The sequence below is a fragment of the Psychrobacter submarinus genome (genome assembly GCF_904846685.1).
Lineage (GTDB): Bacteria > Pseudomonadota > Gammaproteobacteria > Pseudomonadales > Moraxellaceae > Psychrobacter > Psychrobacter submarinus.
Genome location: NZ_CAJHBQ010000001.1, coordinates 720163 through 740772, shown reverse-complemented (window position 1 = coordinate 740772; position 20610 = coordinate 720163). Strand labels below are relative to the sequence as shown.

15 protein-coding genes and 1 pseudogene are annotated in these 20610 nt (G+C 45.6%); 9 read left to right on the top strand and 7 right to left on the bottom strand.

The features are described 5' to 3' along the window. Positions 1-58: 58 nt before the first annotated feature. Positions 59-694: a response regulator gene (locus JMY03_RS03365; RefSeq protein ID WP_025647321.1), complete on the bottom strand. Its 636-nt coding sequence runs from the start codon at positions 692-694 to the stop codon at positions 59-61. Positions 695-1140: 446 nt separating this feature from the next. On the opposite strand from JMY03_RS03365, the gene JMY03_RS03360 reads away from it, so the two are divergent. Both JMY03_RS03360 and JMY03_RS03355 read left to right on the top strand, forming a co-directional pair. Further along, positions 1141-2247: a serine hydrolase gene (locus JMY03_RS03360; protein WP_201557694.1), complete on the top strand. Its 1107-nt coding sequence runs from the start codon at positions 1141-1143 to the stop codon at positions 2245-2247. A gap of 160 nt (positions 2248-2407) precedes the next feature. Next, positions 2408-3088, top strand: a complete 681-nt coding sequence (locus JMY03_RS03355) for a thiamine phosphate synthase (RefSeq protein ID WP_201601039.1) — start codon at positions 2408-2410, stop codon at positions 3086-3088. 145 nt (positions 3089-3233) lie between these two features. Here the strand turns inward: JMY03_RS03355 and JMY03_RS03350 are convergent, their stop codons facing one another. After that, positions 3234-3563, bottom strand: a complete 330-nt coding sequence (locus JMY03_RS03350) for a TraR/DksA family transcriptional regulator (RefSeq protein ID WP_201557692.1) — start codon at positions 3561-3563, stop codon at positions 3234-3236. 656 nt (positions 3564-4219) lie between these two features. On the opposite strand from JMY03_RS03350, the gene JMY03_RS03345 reads away from it, so the two are divergent. From JMY03_RS03345 to ruvB, 5 genes are all read left to right on the top strand, one after another. Next, positions 4220-5434: a phosphoglycerate kinase gene (locus JMY03_RS03345; RefSeq protein WP_201557691.1), complete on the top strand. Its 1215-nt coding sequence runs from the start codon at positions 4220-4222 to the stop codon at positions 5432-5434. A gap of 223 nt (positions 5435-5657) precedes the next feature. Continuing rightward, positions 5658-6044 carry a hypothetical protein gene (locus JMY03_RS03340; RefSeq protein WP_201557690.1) on the top strand — a complete coding sequence of 129 codons (387 nt, stop codon included), beginning with the start codon at positions 5658-5660 and terminating at the stop codon, positions 6042-6044. 282 nt (positions 6045-6326) lie between these two features. Further along, a complete protein-coding gene (gene fba / locus JMY03_RS03335; RefSeq protein WP_025647311.1) occupies positions 6327-7364 on the top strand; it encodes a class II fructose-bisphosphate aldolase in 1038 nt (345 codons plus the stop codon). Positions 7365-7428: 64 nt separating this feature from the next. Further along, positions 7429-8049 carry a Holliday junction branch migration protein RuvA gene (gene ruvA, locus JMY03_RS03330; RefSeq protein ID WP_201601037.1) on the top strand — a complete coding sequence of 207 codons (621 nt, stop codon included), beginning with the start codon at positions 7429-7431 and terminating at the stop codon, positions 8047-8049. 161 nt (positions 8050-8210) lie between these two features. Then, positions 8211-9194, top strand: coding sequence for a Holliday junction branch migration DNA helicase RuvB (gene ruvB / locus JMY03_RS03325; protein ID WP_025647309.1), 984 nt, complete (start codon positions 8211-8213; stop codon positions 9192-9194). Positions 9195-9326: 132 nt separating this feature from the next. On the opposite strand, the gene JMY03_RS03320 is transcribed toward ruvB, so the two are convergent. The 4 genes from JMY03_RS03320 to JMY03_RS03305 all read right to left on the bottom strand — a co-directional run bounded on the left by JMY03_RS03320 (position 9327) and on the right by JMY03_RS03305 (position 13741). Beyond that, a complete protein-coding gene (locus JMY03_RS03320; RefSeq protein WP_025647307.1) occupies positions 9327-10988 on the bottom strand; it encodes an ABC1 kinase family protein in 1662 nt (553 codons plus the stop codon). A gap of 72 nt (positions 10989-11060) precedes the next feature. After that, positions 11061-11762 (bottom strand): ubiquinone biosynthesis accessory factor UbiJ, encoded by a 702-nt coding sequence (locus JMY03_RS03315; RefSeq protein ID WP_201601034.1) that lies wholly within the window; start codon positions 11760-11762, stop codon positions 11061-11063. A gap of 48 nt (positions 11763-11810) precedes the next feature. Next, positions 11811-12926 carry a bifunctional demethylmenaquinone methyltransferase/2-methoxy-6-polyprenyl-1,4-benzoquinol methylase UbiE gene (gene ubiE, locus JMY03_RS03310; RefSeq protein ID WP_201601031.1) on the bottom strand — a complete coding sequence of 372 codons (1116 nt, stop codon included), beginning with the start codon at positions 12924-12926 and terminating at the stop codon, positions 11811-11813. Between the two features lie 101 nt (positions 12927-13027). Beyond that, positions 13028-13741, bottom strand: a complete 714-nt coding sequence (locus JMY03_RS03305) for an FFLEELY motif protein (protein WP_025647294.1) — start codon at positions 13739-13741, stop codon at positions 13028-13030. A 520-nt stretch (positions 13742-14261) separates the two neighbouring features. On the opposite strand from JMY03_RS03305, the gene JMY03_RS03300 reads away from it, so the two are divergent. Both JMY03_RS03300 and JMY03_RS03295 read left to right on the top strand, forming a co-directional pair. Continuing rightward, entirely contained in the window at positions 14262-15905 is a 1644-nt protein-coding gene (locus JMY03_RS03300) for an ATPase (protein WP_201601028.1), read from the top strand. A 667-nt stretch (positions 15906-16572) separates the two neighbouring features. Then, entirely contained in the window at positions 16573-18183 is a 1611-nt protein-coding gene (locus JMY03_RS03295) for an inorganic phosphate transporter (RefSeq protein WP_201601025.1), read from the top strand. Positions 18184-18668: 485 nt separating this feature from the next. Here the strand turns inward: JMY03_RS03295 and JMY03_RS03290 are convergent. Continuing rightward, a pseudogene (locus tag JMY03_RS03290) lies at positions 18669-20321 on the bottom strand (aminotransferase class I/II-fold pyridoxal phosphate-dependent enzyme); the annotation flags it as partial. Positions 20322-20610: the final 289 nt, after the last annotated feature.

Genomic DNA, 20610 nt, shown 5'->3' with positions numbered 1-20610 from the left:
ATCACCTCAGCGGGAGTACAGAGTGAAACAAAGTTAAAGTGTAACCTTGTTTTAGTCATTAAGGCTGTATTAAACCATGACGAATGGCTAAGTGGGTCAACTTTACATCGCTATCGACGCCTACTTTTTCGTAGATACGGTAGCGGTAAGTATTGATGGTTTTGACACTCACAAAGAGCTGATCAGCGATTTCTTGTGGGCTTTGACAGTTGACTACCATCATCGCTACTTGCTTTTCTCTATCACTTAATAAGTCAAAAGGCGATCCGGCTTTATCGGAGAGTAATACTTCCGCTAACTGCTCGGCCACATCGTGACTGAAGTAACGCCCACCTTGATGTACCTTTTTGATTGCTCTTATCATCTCATCAAGAGGCGTTCCTTTAGTGATATAACCGTTGACGCCTGCTTTTAGCAGCATAGAAGGGTAGGGCTGAGTGACGACGCTGCTTACTGCTAAAATCTTGCTGCCTATGCCGAGCTGTACCAAACGTTTAGTCGCTTCTAGACCACCGATATTCGGCATATTGACATCCAACAAGATGACATCAGGGGTCAGATCACGCGCCAGTTTGATAGCCATGTCGCCGCCATCAGCTTCCCCTACGACTTCGATATCAGCACTATCGGCCAACATCCGACTGATACCCATACGCACCAGATCGTGATCGTCTACTACTAATACTCTAATCATAGTTATACTCTTAATTATACGGTCCACAGCGTGTTTGATTGCTACTTTTACGATAAGCTATTATTTATGATTGAAAATAAAACTATTACTAATCAAAACCTTAGAGCTAAAAACTCCAAAAATAACAAGCGAATAGAATTATATTACTGGAATGTTAATCAATATTGCTAGAAACTAAAGCAAATGTAGCAAAGTTTACTTAAGACGCAAAAAGGTTTACGTATGCAGCATAGTCGATTACTCTAAAATACAAACCATGATACACTAAAAGTACACAATACTATCTTAGTAATCATTTGCCAGTCGTTATTGGGCTATATCAATAGAGAGCTGATAATGAGCTAATTGTTATTAAGCGACGCATAGCCATCATCGTTTCACGCTATTTATCTATCGGTCGTCTATTATAATCGGTGACTGACGCCATACCAACCGCAGGGGGAAGAATGAGACATTTATCATTAACCAAACAGCAGCTCGTTGCTGCTCTAATTTCAATGAGTTTGGGCGGTGTTGCGCAAGCAGCGCTTACAATTAATGGTAACCCTGAAGCTAGTGCGCGCGTTAGTTGGGGCGGTGCTGATAGTCTATCAGAAGCTCGTAATATCATGTACAGCAAATCGTCTACTGTCAGCCGTGCTAATAATGGTTCAAGCATTAAAAAAGTAGATAACGGTTACGGCACTACCAATATTACTAACGCTAGTAGCTATGGTAGCAGCAATAATAGATTCAACGCTAATAATAGCTATAACACGACTTACAATGGCAGCTTTGGCAGCAGTGATATGATTCCGATCAGCACTGACTCTCGTAGTGTGACGGTAATTGATGCGGAGACTGGCGAATCTATTTATGAAAAAGATGCGGATAGAGCGCGTCCTATGGCTAGTATCACTAAAGTGATGACAGCGATGGTGGTACTAGATAGTGGTCTAGATATGCGTGAGGAACTTATCTTGGAACCTGAGGATTTTATTGGGCCTAAACGTGCCAGCTCACGCCTAAAATCAGGCGATCGATTGAATCGTGCTGAGATGCTATTAATGTCATTAATGAAGTCTGAAAACCCTGCAGCAAAAAGCTTAGCGCGTAACTATCCTGGCGGCTATGATGCCTTTATGCGCGCGATGAACCGTAAAGCGCAAGAGCTCGGTATGACCTCTGCATTCTTTGGCGATCCGACAGGACTTGATAAGCGTAACGTTGCTTCCGCAAACGACTTAGTAAAAATGGTACGCGCTGCTGGTAACTATGATGTGATCCGCCGCTTCTCTACCACAAAGAGCTACGACTTTTATGTTGCCAACTATGCCCGTGGTAACCGTACTTACTCAGCTAACAATACTAGCAGTTTGGTTCGCTCAGGTAACTATCCTATCGGTATCTCGAAGACCGGGTTTATCAATGAAGCAGGTCGCTGCGTAGTTATGGAAACCCGCGTCAATAATCGTCCGGCTATCATTGTGATCTTAGGTGCTAATAGCTCAGCGACACGCTGGGGCGATGCTAAAAACATCTTAAATAGTTTAGCGAGCCGCCGTACGGTATAAGACTATTCTACATTTGTAATTATGATTAGGCTGTTATTTAAAATAACAGCCTTTTTTATGACACTTATCTTTAGAGCTGAGATGTGACTTAAGTTTTAGCTTTTATGTCTTATATTTTGGACCCATAAATCATCTAAACTTACATCGAGCTGCCCGCGATATGACTGAGCTATTGAAACCTTTAAATCTACTAGTGCCTAAGCTGTATCTATTGACCAATGATGACAAGTTACCAGTGCTGCTGGCGAAGCTTGAGATGGCCTTGGCGACAGGAGTCGTGCACTTGCTTCAGATCCGCCGTAAGCAAGTTTTAGCTACAGATAATGGTGCCGCTAAGCTCTATCAAGAGGCGCTGCAAATCGTAGCGCTTGCCAAAAGATACAAGGTTGCGGTCGTGATTAATGACGATATGGCGCTCGCCGAGCAGCTAGGCGTGGGCGTACATTTAGGGCAGAGCGACGGCAGTATCGAGGCGGCTAGGCAGCGCTTGGGATGTCAGCAAGTAATTGGACGGACTTGCCACGATGATGTCGATTTGGTCGTTAAGGCGAAAAGCGCAGGCGCAAGCTATGCCGCAATGGGCGCTATCTTTAGCTCAACCACTAAGCCTAATGCCCAGCCTATAGAGCGCTCGAAGCTTATAGCAGGATGCAAGCAAGATATAGATATCTGCGTGATAGGCGGTCTAACCGCTGAGAGTATTACCGGGCTGCAAGGTTTGCCTATTCGTTATGTCGCAGTCGTCGGCGATATTATGGATTTGAGCGTTGATAAAATCGCGCATCGTTGCCAGCAGTGGCAGCAAGCGTTAAATACTTGGAGTACGGCCAGCTCAAAATAAAGGGCTAATAAAGTCAAAGAGCTAGCAAAGTCTTAGCATCAATGACTTCAACGTTTGCGACAAAATATTGCTATAAAAAAGGCATACTCATCACAGTATGCCTTAATATTTATTAATAAAAACCCGATTTTATATTTTAGATAGCTTATTCTGCGTGCTCCATACATAAAGTGGCGTAAGGCACGGCTTTTAGACGCTCTTCTTGGATAGGCTCACCGCAGACTTCACACTCAGTATAAGTCCCGTTTTCGATACGGCTTAGCGCCTCATTAACATAAATAAGGTTCTGCCTAGCTTCTTCAGCCAGCAGCTGGCGCGTATCGTTTTGACGAATAGAGATCGCTTGATCTTCCCAGTCTTTATTGAGCTCGTCTTGCGGGTTTTGAATATGATCTTCGATAGTATCAATGCGGGTTTGGTATTCTTCTTGTAGCTCTAATAGTGTCTTTTTGGCCGCATCTAAATCAATACTCATTGTACTCTCCTATTGGTTTTTGTTGTTTTGTACCGTAACAGCTTAAGGCGAATAAGCAAATAGTGCCACCACGAAATGTTACTGATATTTATTGAATAGGCTTATAAGGGCGTGTTGAACATTCAAATATTAGGACTGCTGATAGATAAAATCGCACCAAACTAGGCGTAAACCGACGATAATGTCGAGGCCTTAGCTAGGTTTACAACACCGTTTGGGGTGATTTTAGCATCAGCCCTTCGGGGCGGGGCTCTTTTTTGCCAATACATGGCGAAATTGTCTATCCTAGAATGACTAGGCTTCGAAAATTTCACTGCGTATTGCCTGAAAAATAGCCGCCGCCAGTGCCACATTTGAATGTTCAACACGCCCTAAAAGCGTTTATCGAAGGTTTGTTATCATGTGGCCTGTTTTGTTAAGTATAAATATAAGCGAGATTAAGTTGACGGTATATGAAATAGACCGCTAAAATGCGGCCAGCAAATAACGCTATACATAAGAGCCAGCATATGAGGGCTAGCGATTAAAAGCTAGCTGGTAACAAGTTAGCAGATGCGGCTTGTAAAATGAAATAGTGTCAAAGCAGTTGGACGTGCTCAACATGAGCTAATGAATAAATTAAGCATTCAATAAGAGACGATAAGGTAGAGAAGGTCATGAACTTTTTGCGTATGAGTGAGCTGGAATTGGCGGATAAGGTGGTTTTAATTCGTGAAGATCTCAATGTCCCCATCAAAGACGGCAAAGTGATGAGCGATGCCCGTTTACAAGCAAGCTTGCCAACGATCAAAATGGCTTTAGACAAAGGCGCAGCTGTTATTATTTGCTCTCATTTAGGTCGTCCGACTGAAGGTAGTCCGGAAGATAAATACTCGCTTGCGCCAGTTGCCGACTATTTGACCCAAAAGCTGGGCACGCAGATTGATAAACCGGTCACTTTAAACCGTGATTATTTAGAGCAGAGTGTTGACATTCAGCCAGGAGAGGTGGTACTGCTTGAGAACGTTCGCTTCAATAAAGGCGAGAAGAGTAACGATGCTAGCTTATCGCAGCACTATGCTGACTTATGCGACGTCTTTGTGATGGATGCTTTTGGCACCGCTCATCGGGCGCAGGCATCTACAGAAGGGGTGACCCAAGCGATGCATCAGGCGGATAAAGTCGCTTGTGCAGGGCCACTACTAGCGGCTGAGCTCGATGCACTCAGCCGCGCGCTTGAGACGCCAGCTCAGCCTATGCTAGCGATTGTTGGCGGCTCAAAAGTTTCTACGAAGCTTGAGGTGCTGCATAGCCTAGCTGCCGTCTGCCGCCAAATTATCGTTGGCGGTGGTATTGCTAACACTTTTTTAGCAGCAAAAGGGCATAATGTTGGCGCTTCTTTATTTGAGGCAGACTTAGTCGATACCGCGCGTGATATTATGGCCAAAACTGACATTTTATTACCAGAGTATGTGGTTACCGCCAGCAAGAATGACATCGATTTTGCAGATTTTACCGGCTCACTGCAGCAAGCCAAGGCTGAGGTAAAAGCGGTTACCGATATAGCCGCTGACGATATGATCTTAGATATCGCTGAGCCAAGCGCCAAAAAACTAGCCGACGCTATCAATAATGCGAAGACTATTCTTTGGAATGGCCCGGTTGGGGTCTTTGAAGTGGATGCTTTTGGTACAGGCACCCAAATTATCGCTAGAGCTGTGCAAGACAGCGACGGGTTTTCGATAGCTGGCGGCGGCGATACGCTAGCAGCTATTGATAAATATCAAGTCGCTGATGGCGTGAGCTATATGTCGACAGGCGGCGGCGCGTTCTTAGAATTTGTTGAAGGGAAGGTTTTACCTGCCGTAGCCGCCTTACAATTGAGCGCTTAAAATCGCTGATAGTAACACTAGAAGTACAAACTACATAAATCAACTGAGGTAGGCTGTCAAATTATTCGCAAACGTTATCGTCATTTAATAGCGTTGAAGAATAATAGCATGGAGCAGTTATTATATTGTTAATATACTGAAAATTTTATTGCATGTCCTATTTGCTAACTATAAACTAGCGAAACCATGTAATTTGACATGCATTATTTACGAGAGGTTTATTATGTTAAAACGTCATTTGTTACTTGCCAGTGTCCTTGCTGGTACTTTTGCAGTCACTGCATGTAGCCAACAAACTGAAGAGAACACCGAAGCTGCTGTTGAGTCTGCTGGTGATGACATCGCAGCTAACACAGAAGCTGCCGCTACTGAAGCTGAATTGGCTGCTCAAGACGCTGAAGTTGCTGCGCAAAACGCTGGTGATGAAATCGCTCAAGGCGCTGAAACAGCCGGAGCCGCTGCTACTGAAGCGCTAGCTAATACTGGCGATGCTATTGCTGATGGCACAAATGCTGCTGTCGAAGGTACAGCTGAAGCCGTAGCTGACGGTGCTGACGCTACAGAAGACGCTGCTAATGAAGTGGCCGTAGAAGCGGACCAACAGTACTAATACTCATTTAAGCCGCTGACACTATTTTGCACTAGCTTTAAGAGCACTGAGTTAAAGATAAATCTCTACTTTATTGAAGAAGCCTTGGTTATTACCAAGGCTTTTTTTTTGCGTTTAGTCGTGCTAACTAACGTTGTCTATTATTAGGTTTTATGATTAAGGTGGCAAAAAGATAAATACAGACACAAGCACTACGAGAGAGGGGTATATTTTGCTATAATCGCCCCGCAACAATTATCAGTGTTACTTTCATGTCTTTAAAATTTAAATAGAGAGCGTTTTATGGCCTTAATATCCCTACGTCAGCTACTAGATCATGCCGCTGAGCATAGCTACGGCGTACCTGCTTTTAATGTCAACAACCTAGAGCAGATGCGAGCAATCATGATGGCAGCCGACGCTTGTGATTCACCAGTGATAGTGCAAGCAAGTGCAGGAGCACGTACTTATGCTGGATCCGCTTTTTTGCGTCATCTCATTCTAGCGGCTATTGAAGAATGGCCGCATATTCCGGTCGTTATGCACCAAGATCATGGTATGTCGCCGGCGATCTGTCAGCGCTCTATTCAGCAAGGGTTCTCCTCAGTGATGATGGATGGCTCTTTAGGTGAAGATGGCAAAACACCGATGGACTATGACTACAATGCTAGCGTCACTCGTGAAGTCGTCAAGTTCTCTCATGCCTGCGGCGTCTCAGTAGAAGGGGAGATCGGCTGTTTGGGTAGCCTTGAGACGGGCATGGCAGGCGAGGAAGATGGCTCTGGCGCGGAAGGCGTGTTAGGTCATGAGCAGTTATTAACCAGCAGCGACGAAGCCGAGCAGTTCGTCAAAGACACCCAAGTCGATGCGCTAGCGATCGCAATCGGTACTAGCCATGGTGCCTATAAATTCACCCGTCCGCCGACTGGCGACATCTTATCTATCGAGCGGGTCAAAGAGATTCATGCGCGTATCCCCAATACGCATCTAGTGATGCATGGCTCGTCATCGGTACCGCAAGAATGGCTCAAAGTTATCAATGAGTATGGCGGCGATATCGGCGAGACTTACGGCGTACCCGTCGAGCAAATCGTTGAAGCGATTAAGCATGGTGTACGTAAGGTGAATATCGATACTGACTTGCGTCTGGCATCCACAGGGGCGATTCGTCAGCATTTGGCTCAAAACCCAAGCAACTTTGATCCGCGTAAATACTTCAAAGCGTCTATGCAAGCGATGTCCGACATCTGTACTAATCGCTTTGAAGCCTTTGGCTCAGCAGGCCAAGCGCATAAAATTCGTCCGATTAGCCTTGAAGGTATGGTTGAGTTTTATAAGTAAGTTTTTTGGTTAAAATAGCTTATTTAATGATATCTTATAACTCTATTAACGATAGGTGGCGCATATGATAGGACTGATTACTGGGCAAGTGCAGCATTTAATGGCACCAACCGCTTGTATTATGACCGCTTCTGGAGTGGGTTATGATATCGAGCTGCCGCTGTCGTCGTTCTGTCAGTTGCAGCTTGAACAGCAAGCGAGTATCTGGACGCATTTACATGTGCGTGAAGATGCGCAGCTACTGTTTGGCTTTATTGATCGTAAAGAGCGCGACGTGTTTCGGCAACTGATCAAAATCAACGGCGTCGGTGCAAAAATGGCTTTAGCGATGCTTTCAGCGATGTCAGCTGCGGAGCTCAAAATGCACGTTGAAGCGGATTCGGAAGTTGCGCTCACTCGCATACCAGGTATCGGCAAAAAGACCGCGCAGCGCTTGCTGATTGAGCTCAAAGATAAGCTGAAAAACATTGAGGTTGATGATAGTTCTTTAGTGCTTGATGTAGAGCCTGTTGTTGTCACCTCTGAAGGTAGTATTTTAGCGGAGGTGGAAGGGGCGCTAGTGAGCTTGGGCTATAAAGAAAAAGAAGCTCAGCAAGCCATCAAGGCAGCCAAAGCTGACGGCGCTACCTTTGATGACACCCAAAGTCTATTGAAAGCGACCTTGCAGCAGTTGTCCAGATTTTAGTTAACTTCGCTGATCACAACTTTTAATTCTTCATAAATAAGCGACACTAGATGTCGCTTATTTACCTTATATTGTCTCCGAATTAGGGTTTATGCATGACATAGACCAACACTTTGGTTATGCTATTTGCTAACTCAACATTTTTATAAAATGATACAACTATGACCCAAGAGCGATTAATTAATCCTTTAGAAGGCGCAGGTGATACGCCTGATGCCAATATTCGTCCGTCATTACTCGCTGAATATATCGGACAGCCGGTGGTGCGTGAGCAGATGGAGGTGTTCATTGGTGCGGCGCGGGCTCGTGATGAGGCACTAGATCATACGCTGATATTTGGTCCACCCGGTCTAGGTAAAACCACGCTTGCCAATATCATTGCGCGTGAGATGGGCGGCAATCTGCGCTCAACCTCAGGGCCAGTGCTTGAGCGGGCAGGTGATTTGGCGGCGATGCTGACCAACTTAGAGGCAGGCGATGTGTTATTTATTGATGAGATTCATCGTTTAAGCCCAGTTATCGAAGAGATCCTTTATCCAGCGATGGAGGACTTTCAGCTCGATATTATGATTGGCGAGGGGCCCGCTGCCCGCTCTATTAAGCTTGATCTGCCGCCTTTTACTTTGGTTGCGGCGACGACGCGAGCGGGCCTACTGACCTCACCGCTACGTGATCGCTTCGGTATCGTGCAGCGCTTGGAGTTTTATAATATCGCTGATCTGACCACTATCGTTAGCCGCGCAGCGCGCTTGATGGGAGTTCCTATGAGCGAAGATGGGGCAGTGGAGATTGCACGCCGTGCTCGTGGTACGCCAAGGATTGCCAATCGCTTGCTGCGCCGAGTACGCGATTATGCTGAGGTTAGAGGCGATGGTAGTATCAATGGAGTAATAGCGGCAAGCGCGCTTGATATGCTAGCCGTTGATAGACGCGGGCTTGACCACTTAGATAGACGCTATATCGAGATTTTGTTAGAGCGTTTTGATGGTGGACCTGCAGGCGTGGAAGCCGTCGCGGCCGCCATGGCTGAGGATAGAGGTACGCTTGAGGATGTCATTGAGCCCTACCTTATTCAGCAAGGTTATGTACTGCGTACTGCGCGCGGCCGCATATTGACGCAGATGGCGATCGATCAGATGGAGTAGGTTTGTAAGTTTTATCGCGGTTTAAAACATGACAGCCATTAACGTCTTATAGCAGTAAAGATCATAGCAGTAACTATGACAGTGTCACTAACCTTGCTAGCGCTACTTTGACTCAGGATTTGAAGATTGTTATTAAGCTAAAATACGCCAAAGCACGGCTAAAACTGCCAAGATATAAAATAGCGGCGACAACCAGCCGATGACTTGGGTGGCAATGGCAATGCTAATCGCGAATCCTGCTAGCGCTAACCAGTCGCGGCGGCGGTCATTGAGCATATCCGCGCGTATTTGCTGCATCTCGCGCAGTTGGCTGTCTTGTCTTGAGCCTTGCGAGGCTAGGCTCTGTAAGCCCTGATCCAGCAGCTTTGGAATATCGGTACTCGATAACAAAATCTCAGGCAGCTGCTGACGTAGCTGCTGCAGATTACGCATAGGATCGAGCTGCTCTTTGATCCATCCGCTTAGAATTGGCTTAGCTAATGACCAGATATCAAGATCAGGATACAGATCGCGGCCTAGACCCTCGACATGCACTAAGGTTTTAAGCAGGAGCATCAGCTGCGGCGGGATACTCATGTGATGGCGGCGGGCAATGTCTAATATCTGCATGAGTACGCCAGCAAAATCTATCTCGTTGATCGATTTTTGCACCATAGGGCCGACCGTACGGCGCATGTCACGTACTAAGGCATGTTTATCGGTATTGGGCGGTATCCAGCCGGCGCGGCTCACAATATCAACTAAGGCGGTGAAGTTATTATTCATCACTGCAAGCAGCATTCGCGCCACTATTAGCTGATCTTCCTTTGATAAAGTACCCATAATGGCACAATCAAGACCGATGTAGCGCGGCGCATGACCTAAGTCGACAGGGGTTATCTCACTATTAAGAGTTTTAACAGGCGGGGTTTCGACAAAGACATTACCCGGATGCATATCGGCATGAAAGAAGTTATCACGAAAGACTTGGGTAAAAAATATCGTTAAGCCTTTTTCTGCTAATGCCGCACGGTCATAACCAAGCTTATCAAAGACTTCTACTTGCGAGATCGGCACGCCTTGAATACGCTCCATGACCATGACGTTCTTTGAAGCGTCATAAACCTCAGGCACATACATTAGCGCGGAGCCTAAGAAGTTATTACGCATCTTAGTGGTATTATCGGCCTCTAGCGTCAAGTCGAGCTCATTGAGCATCACTTGCCGATAGTCCTCGACGATATCGATCAGATGCACCGCACGCGCCGCTTCTATGCGCGCAGAGGCCCAACTCGCAAGCTCGCGCAGCAGCTCAAAGTCAGCGACGATAGTCTTTTGAATATCGGGACGCACCACTTTCACGACGACTTCGCGGCCATCAGGCAAGGCAGCGGTATGTACCTGTGCAATGGAGGCGGCGGCTAAGGGTTTAGTATCGAAGCGGGTGAATAGGCTATCAATATTCTGACCTAAGCCATACTTGCTATCTTCGATTTGGGCGATAGCTGTAGCAACATCGAAAGGCTTTACTTTATCTTGTAATTGAATAAGCTGTTCGATGATCTCAGGCGGCACTAAATCACGGCGGGTCGAGAGCAGCTGACCTAATTTTAAGAACAGCGTACCCATATCCTCAAGTGCGTACTTGACGGCATTAGGCTGATGCTTTTTGCCCCAAGCGGCAGGGTGCAGCCGCAGTAAACGCGCTACGGGCTGCAGCTGCGGCGCTTCTTCTACAGGAAAATGGGTATCGAGTCGATAACTGGCGGCAATACGCCAAAGCTCGAGTAGACGCGTGCGATGAGATAGTAGCATGAATAATAATTACTCTAGATAAGGACAAGGTTAAAACAGTGGTAGCTGTGTTTAAGAAGATTTCGCAGTAAATTATTGATCTTGTCTTAAACGCGCTTGCTCCATTCTCAGCGCTGTCAGCTTAGCCTGCTCGCGCTCGACATCAGCACGCAGCTTGAGTAGCTGCTGCTTTAGATCGTTCACCTCAGCTTTATCAATCGGATCCGGCTCACTAGTACCTGCGATATCATTGGCCCAGTCAGTGACATCATCAAAGACGCGCTTACCACTGTGGCGCAGTCCCCATTTGAGCTGCGTGATTAATAGCTGTAGCTGACTTGCCATAGGTTTGCCAATCAATGGCTCTAGCTGACCGGCAATGTCAGGATCAAACCCAGCGACTAACTGCTTGAGCTGCATGAGCACTTTGTAGTCTCCCTCTATCGGCAAGTTACCTTTTGGCTCGCGCAGCAAGTTAAGCAGCTGCGCAGGATTATCTACGGTAATAATACAGTCAGGCTGACTGTGGCCTAGCCGCGCCATCTCCATATCTGCCTGCTCGCGCTCATCTAACGGATCGCCGCCGCGCGGCTCAAACACACTAGGAGTCGTTACTGGTTCAAAACGCAGGCGCTTATGATTGAAGATAACGTCTAAATGCAGCTCTGGCATCACCATGTTGAGGCGAAGCACTTTACCAGCAAGCGGCTCAAGACCGGCTTGGGTAATCTCATCACTCATCAAAGCGACATTAATTAGCTTCTCAGCGCCTGCCAAAAGTAAGACCGTTAGCATAATATTCTCACAGTAATCAGATTAGGGTTTAGCTTTAAACTTAAGCAGCTACGCTTTAAAACCGCGATGCACAGCAACGATACCAGCCGTTAAGTTATGATAATCGCAATTGACAAAACCCGCTTGCTGCATCATCTGCTTAAGCGTTTGCTGATTGGGATGCATACGGATTGACTCAGCCAAATACTGATAGCTCTCCGCATCATTAGCGACGATTTTACCCATCATCGGTAGCGCGGTGAACGAGTATAAATCGTAAGCTTTTGATAACGGCTCAAATATGGGTTTAGAGAATTCTAAAATCAGTAGACGTCCGCCGGGCTTGAGCACACGGTACATGGATCGTAGTGCAGCATCTTTGTCCGTGACATTACGTAGACCAAAGCTGATGGTTAATAAATCAAAGCTATCATCATCAAAAGGCGCTAGCGTCTCAGCATTGGCAAGGACAAAATCGACGTTATTGCAGCCGGCATTGATTAAGCGCTCACGGCCAACCTCGAGCATCGCGGCGTTGATATCTGACAGCACGACATGACCATGACGACCGACTTCACGGCTGAACACCTTTGCTAAGTCGCCTGTACCACCTGCGATATCGAGCACCTTTTGGCCGGCGCGAACCCCTGATAAGCTAATCGCAAAGCGCTTCCACAAACGGTGAATACCAAAAGACATTAAGTCATTCATGATGTCGTATTTTTTGGCGACTGAGGTGAAGACGTCTGCCACGCGCGCTTGTTTTTCAGCCTTATTGACTGTCTTGTAGCCAAAATGCGTTTGCTCTAGACCATCGGTGTCTGGCGTATGCGGGTTATTGATATCGTCGCGCTGATTAAAGGCAGCTTTTTTGCTTGCGCCGCTATTTAATGCAGACTGCACCTGAGACTGGGTTTGACTATCAGTAGCCGTACTCGGCATATCATAGTTAGACAGCGAGGTCTGTTGACCTTGCGGGGTTCCTACCGGTAAGTCTTGAACTTGGGTGAAATCATCGGCTTGCTGAGCGCCATCTTTACTGGTGTTTTGCTGTGCTTTAACTTGCTCGGTGATCTGCTGATTAGTGGCAATACTATCTTTCACTAATTGGTCTCGTTGTTTATCGCTCGGCAAACTCTGATTTTGAGCTAAACCATGGCCGGAAGAGGTTGTTTGATCGGTCATAAATATTTCCTATTACTGATATACACAGCGATGAATAAAGCGCTAAAGGACTGTCATTTAAATCAATTCATTTGAATAAATTTGTTTAAATCAATAATTATTTAGGCGGCCTCAAACACTTGTGCGGCGTTGTCGCTATCGCTGTTATGGACTTTGTCAATAATCTTGAGCTCGCGAGCACAAAAGGGATCGATAAAGCCTTTGACACTATCAAGCGGACGCATCGCAGCGAAGCCTGAATTGATAAAGTCGTATAAAGAGTTGAAGTTATAACGATAAGCGGTACGTTTTGTCATACCAAACGCTTTTCTTATCATAAATGAGTTGATGTACTTATCAGCGCGGTAACAAACTTCTTTGACGTTCTCGAGCTGAGCTTTACGAGCATCGCCTTCGTCAACAGCGCGGTAGGCTTTGAGCATAGTGTCTTCATTGACAGGTAGGCTGTGCTCCATTAACCACTCAGCCAAATGCAAATCTAATTCAATCGCTAAAGTGGAAGCTGATATTGCCATGCTCCCGGTTTCTAGAGCAGTAGCAGGCGCAAAACGCTCGACTTTTTGAGCCTTTGGAACGATGCGCTGTAGCTGTTTGGCAAGCGCTTTGAATTCAGCACCGTCATAGAGCTGAGTCAAAAAATAATCCGCCATCAGCTTGTTTTTGGGCTTATTAAACAGCTCACTATGAGTACGCTTGATACGTGCTCTTTGCCAAGCTTGTACTTCGGTCAGCTTTTGATTGAGTGCCTCATCATCGTGGTGAGGTAATTGCCAATAATGAGCTAAGTGTTGTTGTAAATCGGATAGAGCAGACATGAAGAAATCCTATAATAAATGTGTTAAAACCCGTGTCTAAGAGTATATGCGGTTTGTGACTTATACTAATAGCAAAAAAGCGTGGTGAGCGTAACCTTGTTTTGTAAACCAAAGCTTTTTATGAACCCCAAGACTTCGTAAATGAGTCTAGCGACTACTTTGGTATTTTGTTATGAGGCTATGATACATCAAAGACTAGCGCTTTTCCGTTGTTATGCGCTTTTTTTCTTTCTTCACTAATTATAAGTTTACGTTTACAAAAGCTTGAATAAAGCTTGCTGCGCTCAAAGGGAGACGATACCGCTACCAGACTTGTTATAAAGCTTGCTGTGCCGACATTACACAGTGGCGGATTATCAGCGGTTATAGATATGGGCTATGCCGTATCGTACTCAAGTTACCTTTAAATAAAAAACAATACAAATGGCAAACTGTTACACAGTGATATTATCTCGGTGGCAAGTGAATGCTATTATTCGTCTACTCCCTCCTAAAAATAATGACTAAGTGAGTCGCTATTATGTCTAACGATAAAGAGCATAAAACCGGTGCCAATAAAAAAAATGATGATACCCAGCAAGCCGTCAGCGCGCGCTTAGATCCAAAAGTGGTTAGTAGCCGGCTAACGCCCAATCCATTGAGTGAGTTTTCGATGGATAAAGACGAGCTAAGGCTTGCATTGGTCACTGCACAATTCGCGCTTAGGGCGACCAGGCAACAAACACCGCCGCCGACCAATAACCCTACCGGCTTGCTGGTGCTCGTCAACGGTATGGAGCAAGCAGGTAAAGGCAGCTCAGTCAAGCAGCTGCGGCAGTGGGTCGATCCAAGGCTACTAAAAGTAGAGGCGACTATTGGCTACCCGCCCTTAGCTTATCAGCCTATCTGGCAGGCCCATACTAAAGCGATGCCGCGTCACGGCGATGTGATGGTTTATTTTGGGAATTGGTACGCCGATCTGATACATAACGTCATGCGCATGATTCAAGAGGCATCAGCAGACCGCGCAAGCGGGCAACAAGAATTGCCAACAGCAGATTGGCAGCTTTATTTAACAGAGCAATTGGCTGAGCTTCAGACCTTTGAGCAAGATTTGCGCGCCAACCACACCAAAGTATTAAAGTGCTGGTTTCATATTGATGCTGAGACGCTAAAGGAGCGTCTTAATGATGATACCGCAGATCCTCAGTATCTATATCAGATAGACTGGTGCGATGAGCAGGTGCTCGAGCAGTTTAACTTAATAGCCGCAACGATATTGCGTGAGCAAGGCGACTGGGTCATCATTGATGGTAATGACAAGTCGCAAGCACAGATAAGTTTTTGTCATGAAGTGCTTCATGCTATACAAGCGGCATTAGCGAGTAGTGAGGTGCCTATCGAAGAAAACTCAGATAACGTCTCAGCGTCTAATATTGCCGCTTCTACTTTTGTAGCGGCAGAGGTACCAAAAGCGCTCACTGATATCAAAGACCATGACCTAGATAAGTCAGATTACAAAGAGGAGCTTGCGGAGAAGCAAGCTGAGTTTGCAAAGCTCATACGAGCTCGCGGAGGTCGTCATGTGGTATTTGCTTTTGAAGGTATGGACGCGGCGGGTAAGGGCGGCTCAATAAAAAGGATGGTAGCACCACTCGATCCGCGTGAGTATCAAATTTATAATATCGGCGCACCGATGCTCTACGAGCTGCAGCATCCTTATCTCTGGCGATTTTGGACGCGGTTGCCTAATGAGCAGACCGACCGTATCAGCCGTATTGCTATCTTTGATCGCACTTGGTACGGAAGAGTGTTGGTCGAGCGTGTTGAAGCGCTTGCTGGGCCTGCCGATTGGCAACGCGCTTATGGGGAGATTAATCGCTTCGAGGCGGACCTGCAAGCAGCAGGCACGCTTGTGATTAAGTACTGGCTGGCTATCGATAAAGACGAGCAGCTCGAGCGCTTTGAGGCAAGACGAGAGACTCCGCATAAAAAATTTAAACTCACTGATGATGATTGGCGCAATCGTGAGAAGTGGTCAGATTATGTACAAGCGGCAGCTGATATGCTCGCGCATACGGATACTGAGCACGCGCCTTGGTGTATTGTTGCGACCAATGATAAGCGCCGCGCGCGTCTTGATGTACTCGATCATGCTATTGCACAACTAAAAGCCTATAAATAAGTGGCAAAATAAAAGACAAAATCAGCGGTAAAACAAAAAGATAGGCACTGATGAACCTGTCGTTACAATTTTGGCAATTTCAATGTGCATAAATGCTAAATTTTTAATACAATGGGCGCACAAATAAGGGCTGATGATTCTTTAATTTCTAGGATCAGTCCTAAATACAGTATTTCAGTGTTTTAGTGCGTCGATGCTTATTGCTTTTATATTTATTATTTGGTATTTCATTGTCGCATTTTAATGATTTGTTCTAATTCTAATGGTTCCATTCTAATAAACTTGTCAGCGGCTATTTATGATGTAGATAACCGCTAGTGACCTAAGCCGCGAGCTGCCTTAATCAATTGATTCGGACTGTTACTTGCGGCTTAATTGTATGTCTATAGCCTGTGGCAGGCAAGTTTAGAAGGATTGCTATACATTCAATAGAGTAGCTCTATCCAGATTCAAGCACGATGAAGTTAAGCCGCAACCACGCAACTGAGCATTATAGTCGAACCACTATTAAAGTGTTACAGCGTTAGACTCGTTTAGCCTACTACTGTAGTACTTGCACTCGTCTGCCTTGTACCACTTTTAATATTGATTGACTATATATCAGTGTGTATTGTGACATCATTATTACTAGCAAGTCTCTTTAATCTTACTCAAGGCGTCTCATTTTATGGGTATTAGCAGCAACTCTGCAGCATCAACTAAGCCGGTTGGTTCTATGAGAATCAATTTATTTTTTGCTATTGTACTGACTGCGATGACCAGCTACTTTTTATGGTGGGGTCTCGACTACACGATGCGTCAGCAAACGACGTTGTTTATCGTTGCTACTGCCTTTGGTGTCTTTATGGCATTCAATATCGGTGGTAACGACGTCGCCAACTCTTTTGGCACCTCAGTAGGTGCAGGTACCTTGACCATTCCGCAAGCTTTGGGGGTGGCCGCGATATTTGAGGTGTCAGGGGCGGTGCTAGCAGGGGGCAGCGTCACCAATACTATTCGTAAAGGCATTGTTGATTTAGATGGCTTGTCGGTGAGTCCTAATCAGTTCATCTATGTCATGCTTTCCGCCTTGATTGCCGCCGCGTTTTGGTTATTATTCGCCACCAAAAAAGGTCTACCGGTTTCCACCACGCACTCCATTATCGGCGGGGTAGTGGGTAGCTCGATTGTCTTAGGTATCACTTTGGGCGGTACCGATATGGCGCTATCCACAGTCAATTGGATCACTATCGGTACGATCGCTATTTCTTGGGTGTTATCGCCTTTATTGGGCGGGGTATTGGCTTATATTTTATATGGTCATATTAAGCGCAATGTTATTGACTATAATGATAAAGCCGAAGCGCAAGTTGCAGAGCTAAAAGCCGACAAAAAGGCCATCAAAAAAGAGCACAAAGAGCGCTTTGATGCGATGACTGAGTCGGAGCAGCTGTCTTATACCTCAGCGATGCTGCGTGACCAAGAGATATACAAGGATGATGATTGTGATGTCGAAGATTTAGAGACCGATTATTATCAAAAACTATATATCGTGGAGCGTGAGCGCGAAAGTGTAGATACTCTAAAAGCCTTAAAGAAGTGGGTACCTCTGCTAGCAGCTATGGGCGGTGTTGTCATGACCTCGCTGGTAGTGTTTAAGGGTCTCAAAAACGTCAATAGTAATATGACCACCCTGCAGGGCCTCTTAATCATGGGAATGATAGGGGCGTTAGTATGGCTTGCGACCTTTATTTATACCAAAACCATTCGCGGTAAGCACAAAGAAGATCTGACCAAAGCAACCTTTATTATGTTCAGCTGGATGCAGGTCTTTACTGCTTCAGCCTTTGCCTTTAGTCATGGCTCCAACGATATCGCTAACGCCGTGGGTCCTTTTGCCGCGATTATGGATGTGATTCGTACCAATGCGATCTCCTCAGAAGCGGCAGTGCCATCGCCTGTAATGCTCACCTTTGGGGTTGCGCTCATTGTCGGTCTTTGGTTCATCGGTAAAGAAGTCATTCAAACGGTCGGTACTAACCTTGCCAAAATGCATCCGGCTTCTGGTTTTTCAGCTGAGCTTGCCGCAGCAGGTGTGGTCATGGTCGCCTCCACTTTGGGACTGCCCGTATCGAGTACGCATACTTTAGTCGGCGCAGTGTTAGGTATCGGTATCGTCAATAGAAACACCAATTGGGCGCTTATGAAGCCTATTGGACTGGCGTGGGTTATCACTCTACCCGTCGCCGCCACGCTGTCGGCTATTAGCTTCTTAGTACTGAATCAAATTTTTAGTTAGTAAAATACTAGGGCGTGTTGAACATTCGACCATGGCACTGACAGAGACTATTTTTTAGGCGATTTGCAGATAAAAATGGTAAGTTTAGTCGTTCTAAGCGTCTATTTTTATCAATAAAGCGGCAAAAAATAGTACTGTCCCTGTTGTTGTCGTGAGGGCTGATGCTAAAATCGCCCTAGTCGTTGTGAAAATCTATCCAATGCAATAAGCATTATCTGCAATTTTCACTTAGACTAGAACTATTTTAGCGATCAGCAGTGCGCATTTGTGAATGTTCAACACGCCCTAACTATAAAAAACCAAAAAAGCTTATCGGTTATCATCGATAAGCTTTTTTACTATTACAAAGTGTGGCTGGGGTTTAATATAGTGCTCTTGTCACTCACTTAAACCTCAAGAGCTTGATTGCCAGCCGCTTGATTATCTGTCTTGTCTGGATCAAACTGCTGGTCTGTACCGAACTGCTGGTCTGTACCGAACTGCTGGTCTGTACCGAACTGCTGGCGTTTTTTGGCAAAGAAGCGATCTAGGCGATCCATAGCGTTCTCCAAATCATGTAGATTAGGTAAGAATACTAAGCGAAAATGATCAGGCGTATCCCAATTAAAACCAGTACCTTGTACCATCAGCACCTTTTCATCAATCAACAGATCCATCATAAACTCCATATCGTCTTTGATAGGATAGATCTCAGGGTCCATCTTAGGGAAGCAATAAAACGCCCCTTGCGGCATAGTGCAAGAGATACCAGGTATTGCATTGAGACGCGATATAGCCATTTCGCGCTGCTTAAATAAACGACCCTTCTCTGAGGTCAGCTCTTTCATGCTTTGATAGCCGCCCATCGCTGTTTGAATGGCATACTGTCCTTGTACGTTTGAACACAGACGCATAGAGGCGAGCATATCTAAGCCTTCGATAAAGTCGGTGGCATGCTGTTTTTTACCAGACACCATCATCCAGCCGGCGCGAAAACCTGCGATACGGTGCGATTTTGACAAGCCATTATAAGATAGGACTAACACCTCATCAGTAAGCGTGCTCATAGGCTTATGCTCGACATCATCGTATAAGACTCGATCATAAATCTCATCCGCCATAATAATTAAATTATGCTCTTTAGCCACTTCGATTATCTGTTTTAAGTTCTCATCAGAGTATAGCGCCCCCGTTGGGTTATTCGGGTTGATAACGACGATGCCTTTGGTTTTGCTGGTGATTTTGGACTTAATATCTTCGATATCAGGCTGCCAGTTGTCATCTTCATTACAGCGATAGTGTACTGCAGTACCGCCTGAGAGGTTAGTTGCTGCTGTCCATAGCGGATAGTCAGGCATTGGGATGAGGACCTCGTCGCCATCATTCATCAGCGCCTGCATCGTCATCACAATCAGCTCTGAGACCCCATTGCCTAGATAGACATCACGTACATCGACTGCCGATAGCAAACCTTTTGACTGATAATACTGCAACACCGCTTTACGCGCCGAAAATATCCCCTGCGAGTCTGAGTACCCTGTCGCTTCTGGCAGATTCATTGCCACATCACGCAGGATCTCATGCGGCGCTTCTAAGCCAAAGGGGGCAGGGTTACCGACGTTGAGTTTGAGAATGCGTTGACCTTCGGCTTCCATTTTATTAGCCGTTTTTAATAAAGGGCCACGAATGTCATAGCAAACGTTTTGTAGTTTTTCAGATTTTTTGAGCTCGGTCATAGTAGTACCATCCTTGACTTGATATACAGTAGTATCAGCCGTGTTGTTAAGATAAGTGCTTGAGGATTTAGGGTCTTGGTTGGTGTCTGCTGAGGAAGTAGGTAGAGGTGTAGCCGCTGATTTACTCGAACTTTGGCGGATAGTATTGTTGTTGCTAGAAGTCTTATGAACACTATCACCGCGAAGCAAATACCCTTCTGTGCAGCCTAAGATATGGGCAAGCGTAGGCAGCTTGGATGAGACAATACCGTTAATACCGCGCTCCCAGTTAGAGATAGCGCCGCGACTGACTTTAGCGCCCGCTTTGGTCATCGCCTGTGCTAATTGCTCAGCGGTCAGACCTTTGTCACGGCGAAGTTGTACCAGTCTCTCAGCTTGTGCTAAGCGCTGGTCTTGAACGGAGTCAGCTTGGATTTTACTCATAATGGTTTTGACCTCAGCTTGTTAACACTTTATAAAATACCTTAATGCAAGATATTATTGCATTAAAAATAATAATGCAAGTCGCCTATACTAAGTTTATGCAAGTTATTCTTGCAATTTATGATTTGATTCTACTTCCTTACGTAAGCTTAAAGAGCTGTGATTTATAAAATTAATTAATATCAAATACTTAAGATTCGTTGTAAGTATCAATCAAAGCAAAAGTAGTTTGTATACTTACAAAAATATAGGCGAATTTTAACGTGTGATTTTAGTAATCGCGGCTAGC